At 73.4% G+C, this 22172-nt stretch carries 22 protein-coding genes; 13 read left to right on the forward strand and 9 right to left on the reverse strand.

The genetic code is table 11. From position 1 onward, the window contains the following. The first annotated feature begins 15 nt into the window (after positions 1 to 15). From DQ244_RS04035 to DQ244_RS04045, 3 genes are read left to right on the forward strand one after another with little or no spacing between them, the layout of a single operon-like run. The gene (locus DQ244_RS04035; protein ID WP_113810120.1) at positions 16 to 540 is read left to right on the forward strand and encodes a 2Fe-2S iron-sulfur cluster-binding protein; all 525 of its coding nucleotides are present in this window, start codon (positions 16 to 18) and stop codon (positions 538 to 540) included. Continuing rightward, positions 537 to 1532 (forward strand): xanthine dehydrogenase family protein subunit M, encoded by a 996-nt coding sequence (locus tag DQ244_RS04040; RefSeq protein ID WP_113810121.1) that lies wholly within the window; start codon positions 537 to 539, stop codon positions 1530 to 1532. Before DQ244_RS04035 ends, DQ244_RS04040 begins: the two co-directional genes overlap by 4 nt. Then, entirely contained in the window at positions 1529 to 3637 is a 2109-nt protein-coding gene (locus tag DQ244_RS04045; protein WP_113810122.1) for a xanthine dehydrogenase family protein molybdopterin-binding subunit, read from the forward strand. Before DQ244_RS04040 ends, DQ244_RS04045 begins: the two co-directional genes overlap by 4 nt. A gap of 3 nt (positions 3638 to 3640) precedes the next feature. Here the strand turns inward: DQ244_RS04045 and DQ244_RS04050 are convergent, their stop codons facing one another. After that, positions 3641 to 4141, reverse strand: a complete 501-nt coding sequence (locus DQ244_RS04050) for a MarR family winged helix-turn-helix transcriptional regulator (protein ID WP_113810123.1) — start codon at positions 4139 to 4141, stop codon at positions 3641 to 3643. An 84-nt stretch (positions 4142 to 4225) separates the two neighbouring features. Here DQ244_RS04050 and DQ244_RS04055 point away from each other — a divergent pair, with 84 nt between their 5' ends. The 5 genes from DQ244_RS04055 (at position 4226) to DQ244_RS04075 (ending at position 9027) form a co-directional block, all read left to right on the forward strand. After that, positions 4226 to 4786, forward strand: coding sequence for a YceI family protein (locus DQ244_RS04055; protein ID WP_113810124.1), 561 nt, complete (start codon positions 4226 to 4228; stop codon positions 4784 to 4786). Between the two features lie 103 nt (positions 4787 to 4889). After that, positions 4890 to 5231, forward strand: coding sequence for a hypothetical protein (locus tag DQ244_RS04060; protein ID WP_113810125.1), 342 nt, complete (start codon positions 4890 to 4892; stop codon positions 5229 to 5231). A 102-nt stretch (positions 5232 to 5333) separates the two neighbouring features. Continuing rightward, complete coding sequence (typA, locus tag DQ244_RS04065; RefSeq protein WP_113810126.1) at positions 5334 to 7223, forward strand: translational GTPase TypA; 1890 nt, start codon at positions 5334 to 5336, stop codon at positions 7221 to 7223. Between the two features lie 270 nt (positions 7224 to 7493). Beyond that, positions 7494 to 7985 (forward strand): DUF5994 family protein, encoded by a 492-nt coding sequence (locus DQ244_RS04070; RefSeq protein WP_113810127.1) that lies wholly within the window; start codon positions 7494 to 7496, stop codon positions 7983 to 7985. A gap of 61 nt (positions 7986 to 8046) precedes the next feature. Next, on the forward strand, positions 8047 to 9027 hold the full coding sequence (locus DQ244_RS04075) for an NAD-dependent epimerase/dehydratase family protein (protein ID WP_113810643.1): 981 nt from the start codon (positions 8047 to 8049) through the stop codon (positions 9025 to 9027). A gap of 146 nt (positions 9028 to 9173) precedes the next feature. Here DQ244_RS04075 and DQ244_RS04080 read toward each other — a convergent pair whose 3' ends face one another. The 4 genes from DQ244_RS04080 to DQ244_RS04095 all read right to left on the reverse strand — a co-directional run bounded on the left by DQ244_RS04080 (position 9174) and on the right by DQ244_RS04095 (position 12796). Beyond that, entirely contained in the window at positions 9174 to 10163 is a 990-nt protein-coding gene (locus tag DQ244_RS04080) for a sulfite exporter TauE/SafE family protein (RefSeq protein WP_113810128.1), read from the reverse strand. 323 nt (positions 10164 to 10486) lie between these two features. After that, complete coding sequence (locus DQ244_RS04085; protein ID WP_113810129.1) at positions 10487 to 11485, reverse strand: inorganic phosphate transporter; 999 nt, start codon at positions 11483 to 11485, stop codon at positions 10487 to 10489. Between the two features lie 20 nt (positions 11486 to 11505). Further along, the gene (locus tag DQ244_RS04090; protein WP_113810130.1) at positions 11506 to 12123 is read right to left on the reverse strand and encodes a DUF47 domain-containing protein; all 618 of its coding nucleotides are present in this window, start codon (positions 12121 to 12123) and stop codon (positions 11506 to 11508) included. Positions 12124 to 12232: 109 nt separating this feature from the next. Continuing rightward, positions 12233 to 12796, reverse strand: a complete 564-nt coding sequence (locus DQ244_RS04095; RefSeq protein WP_113810131.1) for a sigma-70 family RNA polymerase sigma factor — start codon at positions 12794 to 12796, stop codon at positions 12233 to 12235. Positions 12797 to 12870: 74 nt separating this feature from the next. Here DQ244_RS04095 and DQ244_RS04100 point away from each other — a divergent pair, with 74 nt between their 5' ends. Genes DQ244_RS04100 through DQ244_RS04120 form a run of 5 tightly spaced genes read left to right on the forward strand, consistent with a single transcriptional unit; the run spans position 12871 to position 17826 of the window. Next, positions 12871 to 13515: a zf-HC2 domain-containing protein gene (locus tag DQ244_RS04100; RefSeq protein WP_113810132.1), complete on the forward strand. Its 645-nt coding sequence runs from the start codon at positions 12871 to 12873 to the stop codon at positions 13513 to 13515. Beyond that, positions 13512 to 15281 (forward strand): copper resistance CopC family protein, encoded by a 1770-nt coding sequence (locus DQ244_RS04105; protein WP_113810133.1) that lies wholly within the window; start codon positions 13512 to 13514, stop codon positions 15279 to 15281. The genes DQ244_RS04100 and DQ244_RS04105 overlap by 4 nt, the downstream gene beginning before the upstream one ends. A gap of 42 nt (positions 15282 to 15323) precedes the next feature. Next, positions 15324 to 16055, forward strand: a complete 732-nt coding sequence (locus tag DQ244_RS04110; RefSeq protein WP_113810134.1) for a YcnI family protein — start codon at positions 15324 to 15326, stop codon at positions 16053 to 16055. Further along, positions 16052 to 16726 carry an SCO family protein gene (locus DQ244_RS04115; protein WP_113810135.1) on the forward strand — a complete coding sequence of 225 codons (675 nt, stop codon included), beginning with the start codon at positions 16052 to 16054 and terminating at the stop codon, positions 16724 to 16726. Before DQ244_RS04110 ends, DQ244_RS04115 begins: the two co-directional genes overlap by 4 nt. Then, complete coding sequence (locus tag DQ244_RS04120; protein WP_113810136.1) at positions 16723 to 17826, forward strand: hypothetical protein; 1104 nt, start codon at positions 16723 to 16725, stop codon at positions 17824 to 17826. The genes DQ244_RS04115 and DQ244_RS04120 overlap by 4 nt, the downstream gene beginning before the upstream one ends. Here the strand turns inward: DQ244_RS04120 and DQ244_RS04125 are convergent. Genes DQ244_RS04125 through DQ244_RS04140 form a run of 4 tightly spaced genes read right to left on the reverse strand, consistent with a single transcriptional unit; the run spans position 17823 to position 22081 of the window. Next, entirely contained in the window at positions 17823 to 18638 is an 816-nt protein-coding gene (locus tag DQ244_RS04125) for an NTP transferase domain-containing protein (RefSeq protein ID WP_233491155.1), read from the reverse strand. The two genes, DQ244_RS04120 and DQ244_RS04125, sit on opposite strands and share 4 nt — an antisense overlap. After that, entirely contained in the window at positions 18625 to 19755 is a 1131-nt protein-coding gene (locus DQ244_RS04130; RefSeq protein ID WP_113810138.1) for a CDP-glycerol glycerophosphotransferase family protein, read from the reverse strand. The genes DQ244_RS04125 and DQ244_RS04130 overlap by 14 nt, the downstream gene beginning before the upstream one ends. Then, positions 19752 to 20513, reverse strand: a complete 762-nt coding sequence (locus tag DQ244_RS04135; RefSeq protein WP_233491156.1) for an HAD family phosphatase — start codon at positions 20511 to 20513, stop codon at positions 19752 to 19754. Before DQ244_RS04135 ends, DQ244_RS04130 begins: the two co-directional genes overlap by 4 nt. A gap of 44 nt (positions 20514 to 20557) precedes the next feature. Next, positions 20558 to 22081 carry a mannitol dehydrogenase family protein gene (locus DQ244_RS04140; protein ID WP_233491157.1) on the reverse strand — a complete coding sequence of 508 codons (1524 nt, stop codon included), beginning with the start codon at positions 22079 to 22081 and terminating at the stop codon, positions 20558 to 20560. Positions 22082 to 22172: the final 91 nt, after the last annotated feature.

Here is a 22172-nt window from a genome sequence, read left to right on the forward strand (position 1 = left end):
GGGCAGGAGCGCGCCGTGGACACCCAGATCACGCTCCGGGTCGACGGCGGGACGCACCCGCTGACCGTGGACACCCGCACGACCCTGCTGGACGCGCTGCGCGAGCGGTTGCGGATCACCAGCCCGAAGAAGGGCTGCGACCACGGGCAGTGCGGGGCCTGCACGGTGCTGCTCGACGGGCGCCGGGTGAACAGCTGCCTGGTGCTCGCGGTGACCGTGGACGACGCGGAGGTGACCACCTCCGACGGCCTGGCCGACGGCGACCGGGAGCACGTGCTGCACCGGGCGTTCCTGGACAACGACGCCTTCCAGTGCGGTTACTGCACCCCGGGCCAGGTCTGCTCGGCGGCCGGGGTGCTCGCCGAGGCGAAGGCCGGCTGGCCGAGCACGGTGACCGAGGACCTCACGGCGGAGCAGGTGGACCTCACCGACGACGAGATCCGCGACCGGATGAGCGGCAACCTCTGCCGCTGCGCCGCCTACGCCCACATCGTCCCGGCGGTCGCGACCGTGGCCGAGGCCGAGGGGGTCCGGCGATGAGGGATTTCCGCTACGAGCGGGCGGCCGACCCGGGCTCCGCCGTCGCGCTCCTGGCCGCCGAACCGGCGGGTGCCTTCCTCGGCGGCGGCACCAACCTCGTCGACCTGATGAAGCTCGGCGTCGCCACCCCCGACGTGCTCGTCGACGTGCGGCGGCTGACCTCGGCCGAGATCACCGACCTGCCCGACGGCGGGCTGCGGATCGGCGCCGCCGTGCCCAACGCCGACCTCGCCGCCGACCGGCGGGTGCGCGAGCGCTTCCCGGTGCTCAGCCAGGCCTTGCTGGCCGGCGCCTCGGGCCAGCTGCGCAACCGCGCCACCACCGGCGGGAACCTGCTGCAGCGCACCCGCTGCGGCTACTTCACCGACGTCACGAGGCCCTGCAACAAGCGTTCGCCGGGCAGCGGCTGCGGTGCGCTGGAGGGGGTGCACCGCAACCACGCGATCCTCGGTCAGACGCTCGAGGGGCCCGGTACGTGCGTGGCCACGCACCCGTCGGACATGGCCGTGGCGCTGACCGCGCTGGACGCCGTCGTCCGGGTGCTCGGCCCCGACGGCGAGCGCGAGGTGCCGATCGCCGACCTGCACCGGCTGCCCGGGGAGGACCCGTCGCGGGACACCACGCTGCGGCACGGCGAGCTGATCACCGCCGTCGACCTGCCGGCGCTCGGCATGCCCTCGCGCTACCGCAAGGTCCGCGACCGGGCATCGTTCGCCTTCGCGCTGGTCAGCATCGCCGCCGCGGTGCGGGTGACCGACGGCGTGGTGGACGACGTCCGGCTGGCGCTCGGGGGCGTGGCGCACAAGCCGTGGCGGGCGATCGCCGCGGAGGAGGCGCTGCGCGGCCGCCCGGCGACCGAGGAGTCGTTCGCCGCGGCCGCCGACGCGGAGCTGTCCGCCGCCACGCCGCTGCGCGACAACGGCTTCAAGGTGCCGCTGGCCCGCAACCTCGTCGTCCGCACCCTGCTGCAGCTGGCGGAGGGCACCCGATGACCACGACCGACCGCCTGATCGGCGCGGGCGTCGAGCGCCTCGACGGCCCGGCCAAGGTGCGCGGCACCGCCCCCTACGCCTACGAGCAGGACCCCGGCGAGCCGATCTGCCACGTCGCGGTCGTGCAGAGCACCGTGAACCGCGGCCGCATCACGCGGCTGGACCCGAGCGCGGCGGAAGCGGTGCCCGGCGTGCTGGCCGTGCTCACCCCGGCGAACGCGCCGCGGCTGGGGGAGGGGCTGGCCGCCGACCTGCCCGTGCTGCAGTCGCTGGACGTCCACTACCAGGGGCAGATCGTGGCCGCCGTCGTCGCGGAGAGCTCGGAGATCGCCAAGGCGGCCGTCGGTGCGGTCGCCGTCGAGTACTCCGCCTCCGAGCCGGACGTCGCGCTGGGCGTGGACCGGCCCGACCTGTACGCGCCGCCGCAGCTGATGGCGGGCTTCGAGACCGACTCGGTGATCGGCGACGTCGACGGTGCGCTGGCCGCCGCCGCGGTCACCGTCGACGCCACGTACGAGACGCCGACCCAGCACAACAACCCGATCGAGATGCACACCTCGATGGCCCGGTGGGACGAGGACCGGCTGACGCTGTGGGACGCCAACCAGGGCCCGCACAACATCGTCAACGACCTCATGACGGCGTTCGGCCTGGAGCGCGGGCAGGTGCGGGTGATCTCGCCGTACGTGGGCGGCGCGTTCGGGGCCAAGGCCTTCACCCACCCCAACCAGATCCTGGCCTCGATGGCCGCGAAGGTGGTCGGGCGCACCGTCGTGTTCGAGCTGACGCGGCAGCAGATGTTCTCGCTGGTCGGCCACCGGACGCCGACGATCCAGCGGGTGCGCCTCGGTGCCGACCCCGAGGGCAGGCTGACGGCGATCAGCCACGAGGTCGTCGAGCACACCTCGCGGATCAACGAGTTCGCGGAGCAGACGGCGACCGCGACCCGGCTGATGTACGCCGCACCGCACCGGCGGACCACGCACCGGCTGGCCCGGCTCGACGTCCCGCCGCCGACGATCATGCGGGCGCCGGGGGAGACCCCGGGCATGTTCGCGCTGGAGTCGGCGATGGACGAGCTGGCGCACTCCCTCGGCATCGACCCGGTGGAGCTGCGCATCCGCAACGAGCCCGAACGCGACCCGGAGCGCGACGTGCCGTGGTCCAGCCGCAACCTGGTCGCCTGCCTGCGCACCGGGGCGGAGCGGTTCGGCTGGGCCGGCCGCGACCTGCGGCCCGGCGTGCGCGAGGACGGGCGCTGGCTGGTCGGCACCGGCGTCGCCGCCGCCACGTACCCGGCCCGCCGTCGCCGGGCCGAGTGCCGGATCACCGGCCACGGCGACGGCCGCTGGACGGTGGAGATCGACGGCTCGGACATCGGTACCGGCGCGTGGACGGCGCTCACCCAGATCGCGGCCGACGCCCTGCGCGTGGAGCTCGCGGCGGTCGAGCTGAAGATCGGGGACAGCGACCTGCCGTTCGCCGGCGGAGCCGGTGGCTCCACCGGCCTCGCCTCGTGGGGCTCGGCGATCGTGCTGACCGCCCGCGAGGTGCGGGAGCAGCTGGACGAGCGGTGGGGAGGGCAGCTGCCGGCCGACGGCGTCGTCGTGAAGGGCGAGGTGCCCGGGCCCTCACCGCACGCCGAGAACTACTCGATGCACGCGTTCGGCGCGCACTTCGTCGAGGTGCGGGTGGATCGGGACACCGGGGAGGTGCGGCTGCCGCGGGCCTCGAGCGTGTACGCCGCAGGCGCGATCGTGAACGCCCGCACCGCGCGGTCGCAGTTCCTGGGCGGCTTCAGCATGGGTGTGTCGATGGCGCTGCACGAGGAGTCGGTGGTCGACGAGCGGTTCGGCCACTACGTCAACCACGACCTGGCCGAGTACCACGTGGCGACCAACGCCGACATCGGCGACATCGACATCCACTGGGTCGAGGAGCACGACCCCTGGGTCAACGAGCTGGGGATCAAGGGCATCGGCGAGATCGGCATCACCGGCGCCGCGGCGGCCGTGGCCAACGCCTACTGGCACGCCACCGGCCTGCGGGTGCGCGACCTCCCGATCACGCCGGACAGGTACTTCCGGGAGCTCGGCCTCGCGTGATCCTCAGCGGGAGCGGTCGGGGTCGAGGTGGCGCAGCAGCGTCTCCCCGAAGTCGCGCATGTTCTCGACCTGCTCCGGCGAGAGCTGGTCGAACAGCTCCCGGCGGACCGCCTCGACGTGGATGGGCGCGGCACCCTCGAGCGCGGCGAACCCCTCCTCGGTGAGGACGGCGAGCTGCCCGCGGCCGTCGTCGGCGCACACCTGGCGGCGCACCCACCCGCGCTCCTCGAGCCGGGACACCGCGTGCGAGAGCCGGCTGCGGGAGGACAGGCACCGGTCGGCCAGCTCGCTCATGCGCATCATCCGCTCGGGCGTCTCCGACAGCGCCACGAGGATCTCGTAGTACGCGTGCGAGATGCCGGTGCGGTGGGTGAGGTCGCGGTCGAGGCGGTCCTGCAGCAGCTGGGCGCTGTAGAGCCACGCGCGCCACGCCTTCTGCTCCTCGGCGTCGAGCCAGCGGGGCTCACCCGCAGGGAGGGGCTCGGGCGACACGGAGGAGATCATGACCCAAGAATACTGGCGGAATAGTTCAACGCTCAACTACGCTACTGCCCGGCGACAGCCCCACCGCTCAACCAGGGAGACACCATGACCAGCAGCACCGTCCAGATCCCCGGCTACGTCGCCGGCACCTGGGACATCGACGCCAGCCACTCCACCGTGGGCTTCTCGGTCCGCCACATGATGGTCAGCAAGGTCCGCGGCTACTTCCGCGAGTTCGCCGGCGAGATCACCACCGCCGCCGACCCGGCCCAGTCGTCGGTCACCGCCACCGTGAACATGGACTCGATCGACACCCGGCAGGAGCAGCGCGACGCGCACATCAAGTCCGCCGACTTCTTCGACGTGGGCAACCACACCCAGATGACCTTCCGGTCCACCGAGGTCCGCACCGACGGCGCCGACTGGTCCGTCCTGGGCGACCTGACCATCAAGGGCATCACCAAGCCGGTCACCCTGGAGCTGGAGCTCAACGGCTTCGGCCCGGACGCCTACGGCGGCACGCGCGCCGGCTTCAGCGCCAAGACCGAGATCTCCCGCAAGGAGTACGGCGTCGACATCGACATGCCGATGGACGGCGGCGGCGTCGTCGTCGGCGACAAGATCACCGTCGAGCTCGAGATCGAGGCCGTGCTCCGCACCGCCTGATCCTCGTCGCGGGGGGAACCCCGAGATGTGCCGGAGGCCGGTATCCCCTGAGCGGGATACCGGCCTCCGCCGCATCTCGGCGTCGACAGGGAGACTGGACCGCATGTCGACCTCCGCCCTCGCCCGGATCCCCGCCTCGCTGCTCGTCGCCGTCGGTCTGGCCGCCGGCTTCGGGATCGCCCAGGGCACCGGCATCCGCGCTCTGGGCGGTGCGGTGTTCGCCGCCTGCGGTGTGGGCGCGGGCTGGATCGCCGCCCGCCGGCGCGGTCCTGCGGTCACCGCGGCACTGGCCGCGCTCTACGTCGGGGCCTTCGTCCTGGCCCACGTGCTCGCGCTGGGGGCCGGGTTCCCGGCCTGGTTCGCGGTGAGTCTGGTCACTGTTGCCGCCGCAGGGGTGACCTACGGGGTGATCGACCGGCCGCGGACGGCGGTGCCCGCGCGCTGAGCACCTAGAGTGGAGGGAAGGTCGCGGCATCGGACGCTGTTGACCTGATGCCCGCGCGCGTCCGCGCGGCGCGATCCCGATCTCCCCGAGGTGCCCTTCCGCATGCCCACCCGCAACGACCTGCGCAACGTGGCGATCGTCGCCCACGTCGACCACGGCAAGACGACCCTGGTCGACGCCCTCCTCCGCCAGGCAGGCGCCCTCGGGCGCGCCAAGGGCGAGGGGACGGACAACGACTCCACGCAGGACCGCGTGATGGACTCGATGGACCTCGAGCGCGAGCGCGGCATCACCATCCTCGCGAAGAACACCGCGATCCGCCTGGCCGACGACGACGGCAACCCCGTCGTCGTCAACATCGTCGACACCCCGGGGCACGCCGACTTCGGCGGTGAGGTCGAGCGCGGCCTCTCCATGGTCGACGGCGTCGTCCTGCTGGTGGACGCCTCCGAGGGCCCGCTCCCGCAGACCCGCTTCGTGCTGCGCAAGGCGCTCGGCAAGGGGATGCCGGTCATCCTCGCGGTCAACAAGACCGACCGCGGCGACGCCCGCATCGACGAGGTCGTCGACGAGTGCTACGAGCTGTTCATGGAGCTCATGGAGGACTCGGGCATGGACGCCGACGCCCTCGAGTTCCCGATCGTCTACTGCAACGGCCGCACCGGCCAGGCGTCGATGAACCGCCCGGAGAACGGCACCGTCCCCGACAGCCCGGACCTGGCGCCGCTGGTCAAGACCCTGCTGGACACGATCCCGGCCCCCACCTACGACGCCGAGGAGCCGCTCCGCGCGCAGGTCACCAACCTCGACGCCTCGCCGTTCCTGGGCCGCCTCGCGCTGCTGCGCATCCACTCCGGTGAGATGAAGCGGGGCCAGCAGGTCGCCTGGTGCAAGGTCGACGGCACCATCAAGAACGTCAAGATCACCGAGCTGCTCGTCACCGAGGGCCTCACCCGCACCCCGGCCGAGAGCGCCGGCCCCGGCGACCTCGTGGCCATCGCCGGCATCGAGGACATCATGATCGGCGACACGCTCGCCGACCCGAACGACCCGCGCCCGCTGCCGCCGCTGATCGTCGACGAGCCGTCGATCTCGATCACCATCGGGATCAACACCTCGCCGCTGTCGGGCAAGTCGGGCAAGAAGCTCACCGCCCGCCTGATCAAGAACCGCCTCGACCAGGAGCTGGTCGGCAACGTGTCGGTCCGCATGCTGCAGACCGACCGTCCCGACACCTGGGAGATGCAGGGCCGCGGCGAGCTGGCGCTGGCCATCCTCGTCGAGCAGCTGCGCCGCGAGGAGTTCGAGCTCACCGTCGGTCGCCCGACCGTCGTCACCAAGGAGATCGACGGCAAGCTGCACGAGCCGGTCGAGCGGGTCACCATCGACACCCCCGGCGAGTACGTGGGCACGCTGACCCAGGCCCTGGCCACGCGCAAGGCGCGGCTGGAGAACCTGGTGCACCACGACACCGGCTGGGCGCGGATGGAGTACCTGGTCCCCTCGCGCGGCCTGATCGGCTTCCGCACCGAGTTCCTCACCGAGACCCGCGGCACCGGCGTCCTGAACAGCAACTTCGACGGCTACGAGCCGTGGATGGGCGACATGCGCGCCCGCCCGACCGGCTCGCTGGTCGCCGACCGCCAGGGCGTGGCGACGACCTACTCGATGTTCTCGCTGCAGGAGCGCGGCCAGCTCATGGTCCAGCCGGGCACCGAGGTCTACGAGGGCATGATCGTCGGTGAGAACTCCCGTCCGGACGACATGGACGTGAACATCACCAAGGAGAAGAAGCTCACCAACATGCGCAAGTCCACCTCCGAGGAGCTGGAGCGGCTCATCCCGCCGCGCATCCTCAACCTGGAGCAGGCGCTGGAGTTCTGCGCCGAGGACGAGTGCGTCGAGGTCACCCCGGGCACCGTCCGCATCCGCAAGGTCGTCCTGGACCAGACCGAGCGCGGCAAGACCAAGAACCGCAAGCCCAAGCCCTAAAAGGACCCCGTCCTCCTCACCCCTCGCAGGCTCGGGGTGAGCCTCTGGACGGGGCCGTTCCAGCGGGTTGCTGTGCCGCCCCCGTCTCGCACCTTGCGAGGCGGGGGCGTTCTCGTGTGGTCGGCAGGTCACGAATCGTGATGGCCTGCCGATAGGGGGAGGCGCGCCGGGGCGGCGCGCGAGGGGTCCGGCGTGCCGGGAGTCCTACGTTCGTGTCGGGGCCGTGTACGACCGTGCCCGCGGCGAGCGACGAGAGGTGGCCGAAGGCCGATGACGACGATCACCCGTGCGGTTCCGGCGAGCGAGGGCTTCCGGGGTGGGATCGACGTCCGGGTGAGCCTGCGGGACGACGCCGGTTCCGGGCGTTCCGCCTTCGACGGGGCGTGGTTCCCGCGCAGCCGCGAGCTGGCCGTGGAGCTCCCCGAGCTGATCGCCGCCCTGGAGCGCCGCGGGGTGCGCGTCGAGCGGTTCACCTACGCCCTGGAGGCCTGGGAGCCGGTCGACCGCAAGCTCGAGGTCCTGGGCCGCACCGTGCGCACCGGTGGCTTCCGCAGCATGGACCCGGGCGTCGTCTGCCTGACGTGGGCCGGCGGCACCCGCCGCGCCGACCTGCTGGTCGTGCCGCCGGAGACCGACGTCCTCACCGGTGCCCGGGCCCTGCGCCTGTGCACCCGCCGGGGACTCCCGTCGTCGCCGCAGATGGTCCTGGCCGCTGCCCGGTCGACCCCGCTCCCGCAGGTCCCCGCCTCCCGGGCCGTCTAGCGGTTCAGCCGGCCGCGAACCGGCTGGACGGCGGGGGAGCCGCTGGGTTGGGGTGATCGCCATGAGACTCCTCGTCCTCGGCGGCACGCACTTCCTCGGCCGGCACGTGGTCATGGCGGCGCTCGAGCGCGGCCACGAGGTCGCCACCTTCACCCGGGGGCTCTCGGGGGCGCCGCCGGAGGGTGCACGGGCGCTGCACGGGGACCGCGACGACCCGGCCGCCCTGCCGGAGGCCCTCGACGGCTGGCAGCCCGAGCTCGTCGTCGACACCTCCTGCAAGACGCGGGCGGCCGCGGACAACGCCGCCGCCGCGCTCGGCGGGGTGGCCGGCTACGCGTTCGTGAGCAGCCTCAACGCCTACCGGAACTGGCCGCCCGGGCCGGTGGGACCCGAGGACGCCGAGCCGACGTGGGACACCGACGAGGACGGCTACGGCCCGAACAAGGCGCACGCCGAGCGGGTGCTGGCCGCTGCGGTCGGCCCGGCGTTCCTGACCGCCCGCGCCGGCCTGATCGTCGGGCCGCACGACCCCGTGTACCGCCTCGGCTGGTGGCTGGACCGCATCTCCCGGGGTGGCCGCGTCGTCGTCCCGGCCGAGGGGATGGACCAGCCCATCTCGCTCGTCGACGCCCGCGACCTCGCCACCTGGCTGGTGGAGATGGCCGAGCGCGGGCAGGGCGGGGCGGTGAACGCCAAGGGCCCGGTGGGCATGACCACGTACGGCGGCCTCCTGGAGGTCTGCCGCGACGTGACCGGCAGCGACGCCGAGTGGGTGCCGGTCCCCGAGGCGGAACTGGTCGCCGCGGACGTGCAGGAGTGGGTGCACCTCCCGCTGTGGCTCCGCCAGCAGGAGGCGCGCACCGCCTGGGACGTCGACACCACCCGCGCCCTCGAGCTGGGGCTGACCACCCGGCCCCTGGAGACGACGGTGGCCGACACCTGGGCCTGGATGCAGGCCGCCGAGCGCCCACCGCTGCCGGCGCACCGTCCGGCACCGGGTCTCCCCGCGGAGCTGGAGCGACACCTCCTCGAGGGGCGCTGATGATCAGCAGACCTGATCACCACGGGTCCTCCCTCGTGGTCGACCGTGAGGGAGGACCCTGAACGGTGAGGGAGGAACGACGAGAGGCCCCGCCCGGCAGCTGCCGGACGGGGCCTCTCGTCATGCGCAGCCCCGAGGGGCGTCGTTCAGTCGCGCGGGTCGCTCGGGCGCCCGGCGCCGATCGGCTGCGCGTTCGCCACGCGGACGTCGTCCACCTCGGCGACGACGTTGCGCTCGGCCACCTCGGCGATGGCGTCGGCGGACTCCAGGGCCTTGTCCTTGCGGAACTGGCGGTAGGAGTGCACGACGGCCAGGGCCCACAGGGCGTAGAGCACCGCGTAGACGGCGTAGCGCGTGGCGTCGGGGGCGTCGAGCCAGTCGCTGCGCAGCAGGGTGCGGGTGTTGGTGATGACGATGAGGCCACCCACCAGCGAGCCGAGCATCCGCGGCGGGATGTGCCGGACGAGCCAGGCGGCGATCGGGGCGGCCACCAGGCCACCGGCGAGCAGGCCGACCACCCAGACCATGTTGATGCCCTGGGAGCCCAGCGCGAAGAGGAAGCCGAGGCTGGCGGCCAGGGCGACGAGGAACTCCGAGGTGTCGATCGAGCCGATGACCTTGCGCGGCTCCATCCGCCCGCTGGCCAGCAGGGCCGGGGTGCCCACGGGGCCCCAGCCGCCGCCGCCGGTGGCGTCGACGAAGCCGGCCACGAGGCCCAGCGGGCTGAGGAAGCGCTTGCGGACCGGCTTGCCCAGGTTGCGGCGGTCGATGCCGCGGAGGGTGAAGCGCGCCAGGATGTAGGCGCCGAGGCTCACCAGGATCAGCGACATGACCGGGGCGGCGACCTCGGTGGAGAGGTTGGACAGGAACGTCGCTCCGGCGAACGCGCCGATCGCCCCCGGCACGCCGATCTTGGCGACGACCTTCCAGTCGACGTTGCCGAACTTCCAGTGCGACAGGCCCGAGGCCAGCGTGGTGCCGATCTCGGCGAGGTGGATCGTGGCCGACGCGGCGGCCGGGTTGGTGCCCAGCGCCAGCAGCAGCGTCGTCGAGGTGACGCCGTAGGCCATGCCGAGGCTGCCGTCGACGAGCTGGGCACCCAGGCCGGCGAGGGCGATCAGGATGAGGGTCTTCACGGGTACTGACTCCGGGTCTCAAGGAGCGCGGCGCGCAGCGGCGCACGCGAAAACATGCGGGGGAGGGTGAGACAGAGCGGCGCCGGGACGGCGCGGGAATCAGCAGCCTCGACAGGCGGCGGTGCAGACGCGCAGCAGATCGACGTGCAGGCGGCTCACCAGGAGCAGCATCGTCGGGCGCGCGGTCACGGGTGAATGTCTACCAGATCGATGCACTTAAGCGTCAATTCCGTGTCCGCACAGTGGGACGGGTCGCCGCTCCGGACGACCACGGCCCCTCCCGCGAGCGCGGGAGGGGCCGTCGGTGGGACCGTTCGGAGGGGTCAGACCACCAGGTCGGTGAGGAAGAAGGCCACCGCGGCCACGAGTGCGGCGGCGGGCAGCGTGACGATCCAGGCGACGACGATGTTGCCCGCGACGCCCCACCGCACGGCCGACAGCCGGCGCGTCGAGCCGACGCCCATGATCGAGGTGGTCGTGATGTGGGTGGTGGACACCGGGACGGCGAAGACCGTCGCGGTGGTGACCATGACGCTGGAGGCGACCGTCTGGGCGGCGAACCCACCGGCCGGGGTGAGCTGGATGATCCGGCGGCCCATGGTCCGCATGATGCGGAAGCCGCCCGCGTAGGTGCCGGCGCTGATCGCGGCGGCCGCGGCCAGCACCACCCAGAACGGGACCTCGAAGCTGTCGATCTCCCCGGCGGTGAACAGCGCCAGGGTGATGATGCCCATCGTCTTCTGGGCGTCCTGCATGCCGTGGCCCAGCGCCATCGTGGCGGAGCTGACGATCTGCGCGTACCGGAAGTTGCGGTTGGCCTTCGACACGTTGGCCCGCCGGAAGGTCCAGAGCAGGATCAGCATGAACAGGTAGCCCAGGCCGAAGCCCACGAGCGGCGACAGGATCATCGGGATGATGACCTTCTCGAACACGCCCATCCACTGGACCGAGTGCGCGGCCGCCAGCGCGGCGCCGACCAGGCCGCCGATGAGGGCGTGGGACGACGACGAGGGCAGCCCGTACCACCAGGTGATCATGTTCCAGGTGATGGCGCCGATCAGCGCCGCGAACACGATCTCCAGGCCGTTGTTCCCCTCGGGCGGGTCGATGATCCCGGCGCCGACGGTCTTCGCGACCTCGGTCGAGAGCAACGCCCCGATCAGGTTCATCACCGCGGCGAGGGCGAGCGCCACGCGCGGGGTCAGCGCCTTGGTGGAGACCGCGACGGCGATGGCGTTCGCGGCGTCGTGGAAGCCGTTGGTGTAGTCGAACGCCAGGGCGACCAGGACGATGACGACCAGACCGATGAAGGCCGCGTCCATCAGATGCTGTCCATCCGGGGTCAGGACTCCTTGACGGCGATCGTCTCGACCACGTTGGCGAGGTGCTCGAACGCGTCGGCGGCCTCCTCCAGCTGGTCGGCGACCTCCTTGAGCTTGAGGATCTCGAGGGCGTCGAACTCACCGCTGTAGAGCCGGGACAGCAGCCGGCGGTACAGCTTGTCGGCCTCGTTCTCGATCCGGTTGACCTCGATCCAGTAGTCGGAGAGGTCCTTGAGCGTCTTCAGCCGGGGCATCGCCTCGGCGGTGACCTGCGCACAGCGCTGCAGGAGGGCGACCTGCTGGCTCATCTCGGCCGGCAGCGTGCCCAGGCCGGTGAGGATGACCAGGTCGGCCGCCGCCTCGACGTAGTCCATGACGTCGTCGAGGTTGCTGGCCAGGGAGTAGATGTCCTCGCGGTCGAACGGCGTCACGAAGCTGGTGTTGAGCTGGCGGAAGATCGCGTGCGTCGCCTGGTCGCCGACGTGCTCGAGGTCGCGCAGCCGACCGGCCAGCTCCTCCCGGCGTGCGTGGTCGTGGACGAACTCGCCGAGGACCTCGGTGGCCACCACCAGGTTCTCCGCGGAGGCGGTGAACAGCGGGTAGAAGGTCGAGTCCTTGGGCGTCAGGCTGAAGGGCACGCGGGAGGCTCCGTCTCGGGTGGGGGCACGGGCCGCGCTCGCCGGAGGGCGTGTGGAGGGCCGTCGGGCAGCATAGGTCGCCCGCACGTCACCCGTCGTTCACCTGAGGTCAGGTGTGAGCGGCATCGCGCCGGCCGGCAGACCCGCTCACCCCGGAGAGGGACGTGACGAGGTCCGCGCGGGCGCGCGCGACGCGGGAGCGGATGGTGCCGACCGGGCAGTCGGCCACCTCCGCGGCCTCGGCGTAGGAGAGCCCCAGCAGCTGGGTGAGCACGAAGGCCTCCCGGCGGTCGGCGTCCAGCCGGGCCAGCAGGTCCGACACCGCCGCACCCTCGCCGACGGCGTCGGTGGTCGCGTCGGATGCCAGCAGCTCCAGGTCCGTGGCCTCCCGGACCAGGGTGAGCCGCCTGCGGCGCCGGGACCGGACGGCGTCGGCGCACACGCGGCGGGCGATGGCGAGCAACCAGGTGCGCAGCGAGGAGCGGCCCTCGAAGCGGTGCAGCGCGGCGAAGGCGCGCAGGTAGGTCTCCTGCGTCAGGTCGTCGGCGCTGTCGCGGTCACCGAGCGCGGCGCACAGCCGCCAGACGTCGGACTGCGTCTCCCGCACGAGGGTGGCCGCGGCCAGCGGGTCGCCGTCGGCGGCGTCCGCGGCGATGCGGGCCAGGTCGTCCATGTCCTCGTCTCGTGCGTGGGGAGAAAGTTCCGCGTCGCGGGAACCGGACGGCGTCCGGCGACGACCAATGAACCATGTCCTGCCAGAACTACCGCGAGGCGCTGTCGGCGCGCCTGGACGGCGAGCCCCTCGGCATGCCCGTCGACGAGCTCGACGGGCACCTCTCCCACTGTCCCACCTGCACCGCCTGGGTCGGGGCCGCCGAGGGAGTGACACGGCGGACACGGCTGGCACCGGCACCCGCCGTCCCCGACCTCACCGCCACGGTCCTCGCCGCCCTGCCGCGCGAGCTCCCGGGCGCCCGCGCCGCCGCGCGCGTCCGGCTCGCCGGCACCGCCCTGCGGCTGGTGCTGCTCGCGGTCGGCGTCGCCCAGGCAGCTCTCGCCTGGCCGGTCCTCGTCTCCGGTGCCGGCGCGATGAGCGCGCCGGTGCACCTGGCGCACGAGACGGGCGCGTGGAACCTCGCGCTGGCCGCGGCCTTCCTGGCCGTGGCGGCCGCCCCGCGCCTGGCTGCCGGCGCGCTCCCGTTCCTGGGGTCCTTCGCGGTCCTGCTGCTGGCGCTGACGCTGGCCGATCTCTCCGCCGGTCACGTGCACGCCGACCGCGCCGGAGCCCACCTGGTCCTGCTCGCCGGGGTCGCCGCCGTCGCGGGGATCGCCTGGCGCGGGCGGCGGCGGCGCCACCTCCCGGCGCTGGCCGGCCGGCGGGTGACCGCGTGAGGCGGACCGCCGTCCTGCTGGCCCTGCTGGTGACCGGCTGGCTGGGCGCCGGGGTGGTGACCGCGGACCCGGCCGCCGCGCACGCGACGCTGGTCTCCACCGACCCGGGGGAGGGGGCGCGGCTCGACGCGGCGCCCCAGGAGGTCACCCTGACCTTCAGCGAGGGCGTCTCGCTGGGCGCCGGCTACGCCCGGGTGCTCGACGGCGACCAGCAGCGGGTCGACGCCGGGGCGCCCGAGGTCGATGGCGCCGTCCTCACCGTCCCGCTCCGCGGCGAGCTCCCCGACGGCGGCTACCTGGTGACCTACCGGGTCATCTCGGCCGACTCGCACCCCATCGCGGGGGCCTTCTCCTTCGCGGTCGGGGATGCCGAGCTGCTCGCCACCGGGGGCGAGGCGGCGGAGGACGACACCGATCCGGTCGTCGCCGCGCTGCTGCCCACGGCGCGGTGGCTCGGGTTCGCGGGGCTGGCCCTCGCGGTCGGGCTGCCGGTCCTGGCCGCGGTGTGCTGGCCGGCCGGCTGGGCCGCGCCCCGGCTGCGGCGGGCGGCCTCGATCGGCGCCGTCGCCGTCGCCGTCGGCGCGCTGGCGACGGTGGTCCTGCAGGGCCCGTACGCGGCCGGCTCCGGCATCGGGTCGGTCGCCGATCCGGCGCTCCTGCGGGCCACCCTGGGGTCCGGGGCCGGCTGGGTCGCGCTGGTCCGTGCGGCGCTCGCCCTGGCGTTCCTGCTGGTGCTCAGCCGGGTGCCGCGGCGTCCGGAGAACCCGCCGCGCCCGGTGCTCGTGGCGACCGGGGTGCTCGCCGTGGGGCTCGTCGTCGCGACCGCGGCCACCGGTCATCCCGTCGCCGGTCCGTGGCCGGGCCTCGCGGTGCTGGTCGCCTCCGCCCACGCCGCGGCGATGTGCGTCTGGCTGGGCGGGCTGGCCGGCCTGCTCCTGGCCCTCCTGCGCCCGTCGACGCCGCCCGCCGAGGTGGCCACGGCGATGCCGGCCTTCTCCCGGCTGGCCTTCGGCGCGGTCGGCGTCCTCGTCGTGTCGGGGGTCGTGCAGTCGGTGCGCGAGGTCGGGTCGCCCTCGGCCCTGGCGGCCACCGGCTACGGGCAGCTGCTCATGGGCAAGCTGCTGCTCGTGGTGCTCGTGCTCGCCGCCGCGGGCGTGTCGCGGGTGTGGGTGCAGCAGCGGCTGGGGATCCGCCGGCCCCGCTCGCGCCGCACGATCACCGCGCACGCCTTCTCCGCTCCCGCCGAGCCCCGCCCCGAGGAGCTCTTGGCAGCGGCCGAGCGCGACCGGGCGCAGGCGGAGAACGCCGCGGAGCACCTGCCCACGCTGCGCCGCTCGCTCCTCGTGGAGGTCGGGCTGGCCGCCGTCGTGCTCGCCCTGACCGCCGTGCTCGTCGGCACCCCGCCGGCCCGTTCGACCCTCGCCCAGCCGGTCGACACCGTGCTGCCCCTGCAGGGCGGCAGCGCCTCGGCCTCGGGCAGCGTCCAGGTGTCGGTCGACCCGGCCCGGCCGGGCGCGAACACCCTGCACGTCTACCTCTTCGACGACGAGGGCCGGCTCACCCAGCCCACGGAGATCCGGGTGACGCTCACCGAGCGCAGCCAGGAGATCGGACCCCTCGACGTCGATCTCGAGCCGGCCGGGCCGGGCCACTTCGTCGGGGACGGCATGACCATCCCCGGCGCCGGCACCTGGTCGCTCGCGGTCACCGTCCGGCTCGACGAGTTCACCGCCCTCAGCGCGGCCACCGAATTCCCGGTGCGCTGACCGGCGATCCCGCACGACCCCCTCACGACGAACTGGAGAACTGTGTCCCTGCCCCGCCCGCTCACCCGCCTCGCCGTCGTGCTGACGGCCGCCGGGAGCGCACTCGCGGCCACCGTGGTGCTGCCCGCCACCGCGTCCGCCCACGTGACCGTCTCCTCCGCGGACGCCACCGCGGGCGGCTACGGGAAGCTGACGTTCCGGGTGCCGAACGAGAGCGACACCGCCAGCACCGTGGCGCTGCGGATCCAGATCCCCGAGGACGCCGCCATGGGTTCCCTGCGCGCCCAGCCGGTCCCGGGCTGGACGGTGACCACGACGAGCGCCGACCTCGCCGAGCCCCTCGAGGTGCACGGGCAGGAGATCAGCTCCTACGTCTCCGTGGTCGAGTTCCGCGCGGCGGCCGGCGGTGGCATCGGACCCGGTCAGTTCCAGGAGTTCGCGCTCTCCGGCGGCCCGTTCCCCGAGGCCGACCAGCTGAGCTTCCCGGCGGTGCAGAGCTACAGCGACGGTAGCGAGTCGGCGTGGATCGAGCCGACCGTCGCCGGCCAGGAGGAGCCCGAGCGCCCCGCTCCGGTGCTGTCGCTGGCCTCGGCGGCCGGCACCGCCGACCACTCCGCGACGGAGGAGGCCGCCTCCGAGGAGGCCGGCCACGAGGGCGGCCACGCCGACGACCCCGGTGCCCTCGCCCTGTTCTTCTCCATCCTGGCGTTCCTCACCGCCCTCGCCGGTGTCGTCCTCGGGGTCCGTGCCAATCGACGTACCGTGTCCTCGTGAATTCCGCCCTCCGTCGCCGTCCTCGCCGTTCCCTGCCGGCCCTTCTGCTCGCGGCGGGCCTGCTCGTCGGCGGCTGCGGGACGTCGGCGGAGGGCGACAGCAGCAGCGGGGACCACGACCACTCGGGGAACGCGCCCGCCACCGTGCAGGGGCCCGAGGACCGGTACGCCGGGCTGGACCTGGCCGAGCCCTACCGCCGTCCGTCCTTCACGCTCACCGACACGACCGGCGCTCCGTACGACTTCGCCGCCGAGACCGCCGGCCGGCCGACCCTGCTGTTCTTCGGCTTCACGAACTGCCCGGACATCTGCCCGACGACGATGGCCGACGTCATGGTGGCGCTGCGCGGGCTGGACGCGACGCTGGCCGAGCAGGTGCAGGTGGTCTTCGTGACCACCGACCCGGCGACCGACACCCCCGAGGTCCTGGGTGAGTACCTGGAGCGGTTCGACGCCGGCCTGCCCACCTCGTTCGTCGGGCTCACCGGCGACCAGGACGCCATCGACCAGGCCCAACTCGCGGCCGGGGTGCCGCAGGCCGAGGACAACGGCCGGCTGCACTCCACGTTGCTGCTCCTGTACGGCGAGGACGACGAGGCGCACGTGGCCTTCGACGGGGGGAACAGCGCCCGCGACATCGCCGACGACCTGCGGCGGGTGGCGGGCGCGTGAGCCGGGGGCCCGCCCGGCTCCTGACGGTCCTGGCCTTCGTCGTCGTGCTGCTGGCGGTGGCAGGCCCCGCCTCGGCGCACGTCGGGGGAGGGGCGGCCGGCAGCGACTTCGACGGCAGGATCGTCTCGGTGACGCCCGAGCTGCCCGGCGTGACCGTGCGGATCCTGCAGTTCGGTGACGAGCTCGAGCTGGTGAACGACTCCGGCACCGAGGTGCTCGTGCCCGGGTACTCCGACGAGCCCTACCTGCGCATCGGGCCCGAGGGCGTGTGGCGGAACGCGAACAGCCCGGCGACCTACCTCAACCTGGACCGCTACGGGCGGGCCGCCATGCCCGAGGGCGTCGACCCGGAGGCGGAGCCCGCGTGGGAGCAGGTGTCCACGCAGCCGGAGTACGTCTGGCACGACCATCGCACGCACTGGATGAGCGAGGGCGTGCTGCCGCCGCGCGTCGCCGCGGACCCCACCCGCGAGCACGTGGTCTCGGAGTGGCTCGTGCCGCTGCGGCAGGGGGGCACCGAGGCCGAGGTGGCCGGGGTGCTGACCTGGAGCCCGCCGCCCTCGCCGTGGGCCGTCTGGCCGGTCGTGGCCGCGCTCGTCCTGGTCGCGGTCGCCGCCGGCCTCGTGACCCGCACGCCGCGGCTGCTCGGCGCGCTGATGGCGGTGGGGGCGGCCGCGGCGCTGTGGCACGCCCTGGCGACGCCGGAGCCGTCGGTGATCGCCGGCTCGCACGCCGGTGCCGTCGTCTCCGCGCTCATGCCGTCCCTCGCCGCGGTGCTGTGCGCGGTCCTGGGGGTGCGGGCGGCGCTGCGCGGCCGCGGCGTGATGACCGGGCTGCTCGCGGTCGTGACCGGCTGGCTGCTGCTGGTGCAGGGGCTCCCGGACGTCGACGTCCTGTGGACGGCGAACGTCGCCTCGGGAGGGCCGCAGGTGCTCGGCCGCATCGCCGTCACCCTGCTGGCGACCCTCGGGGTCGGGCTGGTGATCGGCGGTGTCGCCGCTGCCCGCCGCTTCCGCGAGGCCGACGCACCCGCCGCGGGAACGCGCGAGGCGCGCGCCCCCGCGGGGGACGCGCGCCTCGACGGTCGCACGGGTCGCTAGCCGAGCTCGGCCACGACGTTCGGGGCGTCGGCGGCGAACATCGAGTTGGCCCGCTGCAGGTCGCCGTCGAAGTCGACCTCGACCGCGGCGTACTGCGAGATGTCCACCGGGAGCACGCGCAGCCCGCGCTCGGTGATCGCCGTCTCGATGCCGCGCTCGAAGTAGTCCTCGTGCGAGCACTGCTCGAGGTGCTCGATGAGGACGGCCTTGTCGGCGGCGGAGATGTAGTTGATGCCCACGGCCTCGCCCAGGCCACCGCGGACGATCTTGGACAGCTCGCGGATGCAGCCGTCGCCGTCGAGGGTGTACTTGACCTCCTCCTCGGCGACGGTGCTGGTGTCGACGCAGACGAAGCTCTGGTCGGCCGCGATGTAGGGCTGGGCGACCTCGAGCACCGCCGGGTCGAACACCACGTCGCCGTTGAGCCAGAGCACGCCGCCCTCGCGCGTGGTGCGCAGACCGCGCAGCAGGCTCTTCGACGTGTTGGTCACCGCGAAGTCGGGGTTGTAGGTGAACAGCAGCTCGGGGGCGGCCTTCATGATCCGCTTGCTGCGGTAGCCCACGACGGCGGTCACCGAGACCTCGGCGCCGAAGACGGAGCGCAGGCCGTCGAGCTGGCGCTGCATGATGCTGCGGCCGTCGTCGAGCTGGGTCAGGGGCTTGGGGTCCTTGCGCCCCAGCCGGGTGCCCATCCCCGCCGCCAGGATGATCACCTGGACCGACTGCGTCGGCGTCCGGCGGCCGGCCGCGCGGGCCGACGAGGGGGAGCCCCCCCGACGAATGGGGTTGAGGACGTGGTCACCGGTCCGCACGGACATCATCTCCCTCGGAAATGCTGGTGGACTGCCCGGACGCGGATGCGGACGGGAGGATCAGGTCGAGGACGCGCTCGGTGACCGAGCCGTCCTCGAGGTGGCAGAACGTCTCCTGGAAGCGGGCGTAGGACTCCGCGTACTCCGACCGGATCTGGTCGAGGTCGGCGATCGCGGACACCAGCTCGCGGCTGTCGCGCACCAGCGGGCCGGGGGCGACGTCCTCCAGGTCGAAGTAGAAGCCGCGCTGCTCGTCGCGGTAGCTCTCCAGGTCGTAGGTGTAGAAGATCAGCGGCCGGCCGGTGATCGCGAAGTCGAACATCGTCGACGAGTAGTCGGTGACCATCAGGTCCGCCGCGAGGTACAGGTCGCGGATGTCGGGGTGGCTGCACACGTCGCGCACCGCGGAACCGTCGACGACCTCGAGCCGGTCCATGACCATGTTGTGCAGCCGCAGCAGGAGCACGTGGTCCTCGCCCAACCGCGCCGAGAAGTCCTCGAGGTCGATGGCGAACTCGAAGTCCTGCGACCCGGCCTTCTCGAACACCAGCTTGTCGCGCCACGTCGGCGTGTAGAGCACCGCGGTCTGCTCCGGCCCGATGCCGAGGTCGGCGCGCACCTGGGCGCGCACCTCCTCGCGCCGCGGGCTGCTGAGCAGGTCGTTGCGCGGCAGGCCGGTTTCGTGGATCGGCCCGGTGAAGCCGAAGGACTTGCGCAGCCGCTCGGTGGTGACGGCGTTCGGCGAGAGCAGCAGGTCCCAGCGGGCGATGTCCTGGTCCAGGTAGGCCAGCCGGCCCTCCGGTGCCCACAGCACGTCGTTGTGGATGCGCTTGAGCATCGTGCCGTGCCAGGTCTGGACGTAGGTGGCGCCGGGCTTCTTCTCCCAGTCCAGCGGGATGTGGTCGTTGGAGATGACCAGGTCCGCGGCCTCGAGGGTCGCGATGCACTCGGGGGACCCGAAGGTCACCGTGTCGATCCCCGCCGGGAAGGTGGCCGCGGTGTGCTCGGCGGACAGCCAGGTGTGCGTGGCGTCGACGCCGCGCTCGAGCAGGGCCTCGTAGAGGGCGCGCGGGCTGTCGGAGAAGTGGCCGCGGAAGGCGACGTAGACGATGTTCACCGGGCCACCCCCGCGCGGCCGGCCGCGACGGGGAGCACGAGGTCGGCCAGCTCCTGCCAGGACTCGACGACGGTCAGGGCGCCGGCCGCCAGCAGCGCCTCGGCGCGCTCGGCCCGCTCCTCGGGCAGCACGAACAGCAGGTTGCCGATGGTCGGGCACCCGGCTCCCACGGCCGAGCGCACACCGGCGACGGCGTCCTCGACGGCCAGACCCTGCTCCGGCGCGATGCCGAGGTCGGCGCACGCGTGCCGGTAGACGGCCGGGTCGGGCTTGCTGGTGGGCGTGGGCAGCGAGTCCTCCGCGCTGTAGCGCCGCACCGGCGGGAGCAGCTCGTCCAGCCCGGTCGCGGTGAAGCAGGCGGCGAGCCGCGTCAGCGCGCTCGAGCTCACCACCGCGAGCTCCAGGTGCGACGCCATCCGGGCCAGCGCTGCGCGCGTGGGCTCGTGGGGCGTGAGCGTCGCGCCCAGGTGGGCGGTCACCGCCCGGCGCTCCTCGGCGACCCACGGCTCGATGTCGACGTCGGTGACGCCGGCGCCGGCCGCCAGGGTCAGCGCCGTCGTCCGGAAGTTCATGCCGGTGGCGGCGTGGCGCAGCTCGTCGGCCGTGTACCGGCGGTCGATGCCGAGGGAGGCGAGGAACGCGTTGGTGACCTCGGCCGAGGCGTCGAACGCCGGTTCCTCGGAGGGGAAGAGGTTGCCGTCGGCGTCGCAGAGCAGGTACTGCACCCGCTCGATGAGCGTCGGCGGAACGGTCGGCACCGGATGGGCTCCCTTCGGGGTCGGACGAGGTCGGAGAGCGGCGGTCACCGCGGCAGGGCTGTCGGGAGGAGCGAACGGAGGGCGACGGTGACCCGGGCGCCGTCGCGCTCGAGCGCGACGAGGGCCTCCTCCAGCTCCTCGGCGAAGCCCGGGACGGACCCGAGATCACCGAAGACCGAGGTCTCGCCGAGCAGGGGGCGCGGATCGGCGCCGCCCTCGCGCGCCAGCGCCCGCAGCCGGTCGCCGAGGACGTCCTCGAGCGGCAGCGGACGGCCCGCGTCGTCGGTGCCCTGCAGGTACCGGACCCACCCGGCGACGGCGAGGGTGAGCAGCGCGTGCGGCCGGTCCTCCGCGAGCGCCTGCCGCAGCGAGGGCAGCAGGTGGTGCGGCAGCTTCGTCGACCCGCGCCGGCACAGCCGCGGCAGTCCGTCGGCGATCGCCGGGTTGGCGAACCGCTGCAGCAGCGAGCGCTTGTAGTCGGCCAGGTCGATGCCGTCCGGCGGCGGCAGCAGCGGCGTCACCTCGACGTCCATGAGCCGGGCGACGTAGCCGGCGAACACCGGGTCGGCCATGACCTGGTCCAGGCTGGCGTGCCCGGCCAGCGAGCCGAGGTAGCCCAGCGCGCAGTGGCTGGCGTTCAGCAGCCGGGTCTTCATCAGCTCGTAGCGGCCGACGTCGGCCACGAACCGCACGCCGACCTCGTCCAGCGGCGGACGGCCGTCGCAGAACGTGTCCTCGATGACCCACTGCGAGAACGGTTCGGTGATGACCGGCCAGCGGTCGGCGACGCCGTAGCGCTGCGCCACGACGTCGCGCTCCTCCGGCGTCGTGTGCGGCGTGATGCGGTCGACCATGCTGCTGGGGAACGCCACGCGGTCAGCGATCCAGCGGCCCAGAACCTCGTCGCGCAGCCGGGCGAAGCCGACGACGGCGGTGCGCGCGGCATCCCCGTTGCGGTGCATGTTGTCGCAGGAGACGACGGAGAACGGCGGGAGCCCGGCCCGCCGGCGGCGGTCGAGCGCCTCGACGATGAAGCCGAAGACCGTGCGGGGCCGCGACGGCTCGCGGACGTCCCAGCGGATGTCCGGGTCGTCGGCGTCGAACAGGCCGGTGCACGGATCCAGGCGGTACCCGCTGTCGGTGATGGTCAGCGAGACCATCCGGGTGCGCTCGTCGGTCAGCAGGTCGAGCACCGCGGCCGGGTCGTCGGGGGCGAAGTGGTAGTCGACCATGACGCCGACCACGCGTGCGCGCTCGCCATCGGGGCTGCGCTCGACGACGGTGTACAGGTGGTCCTGCGGTGCCAGGGCGTCCTTCATCGTGCGGCTGCGCAGGCCCACGCCCACGACGCCCCAGTCGGTGCTGATGCGGCGCTCGGCGAGCTCGTCGAAGTAGAGGAGCTGGTGCGCGCGGTGGAACCCGCCGACGCTGAAGTGCACGACGGCGGGCGTGAGCGCCGAGCGGTCGTAGGTGGGGACCTGGAGCTGCGCACCGTGCAGGAGCAGGGTGGCGTCGGCCAGCGGGACGATCTCGGTCGCCGCGGCGACGTTGGCGGCCGGGGTGGTCATCGGAGCCGGGGGTGCGACTTCGGGGGGAAGAACGGTTGCGGTGGACCCGGTGGTGGCCGGGAGGGGCAGGAACTCGGCCTGCGTCATCGCA

The organism is Blastococcus sp. TBT05-19 (genome assembly GCF_003319095.1).
GTDB lineage: Bacteria > Actinomycetota > Actinomycetes > Mycobacteriales > Geodermatophilaceae > Blastococcus.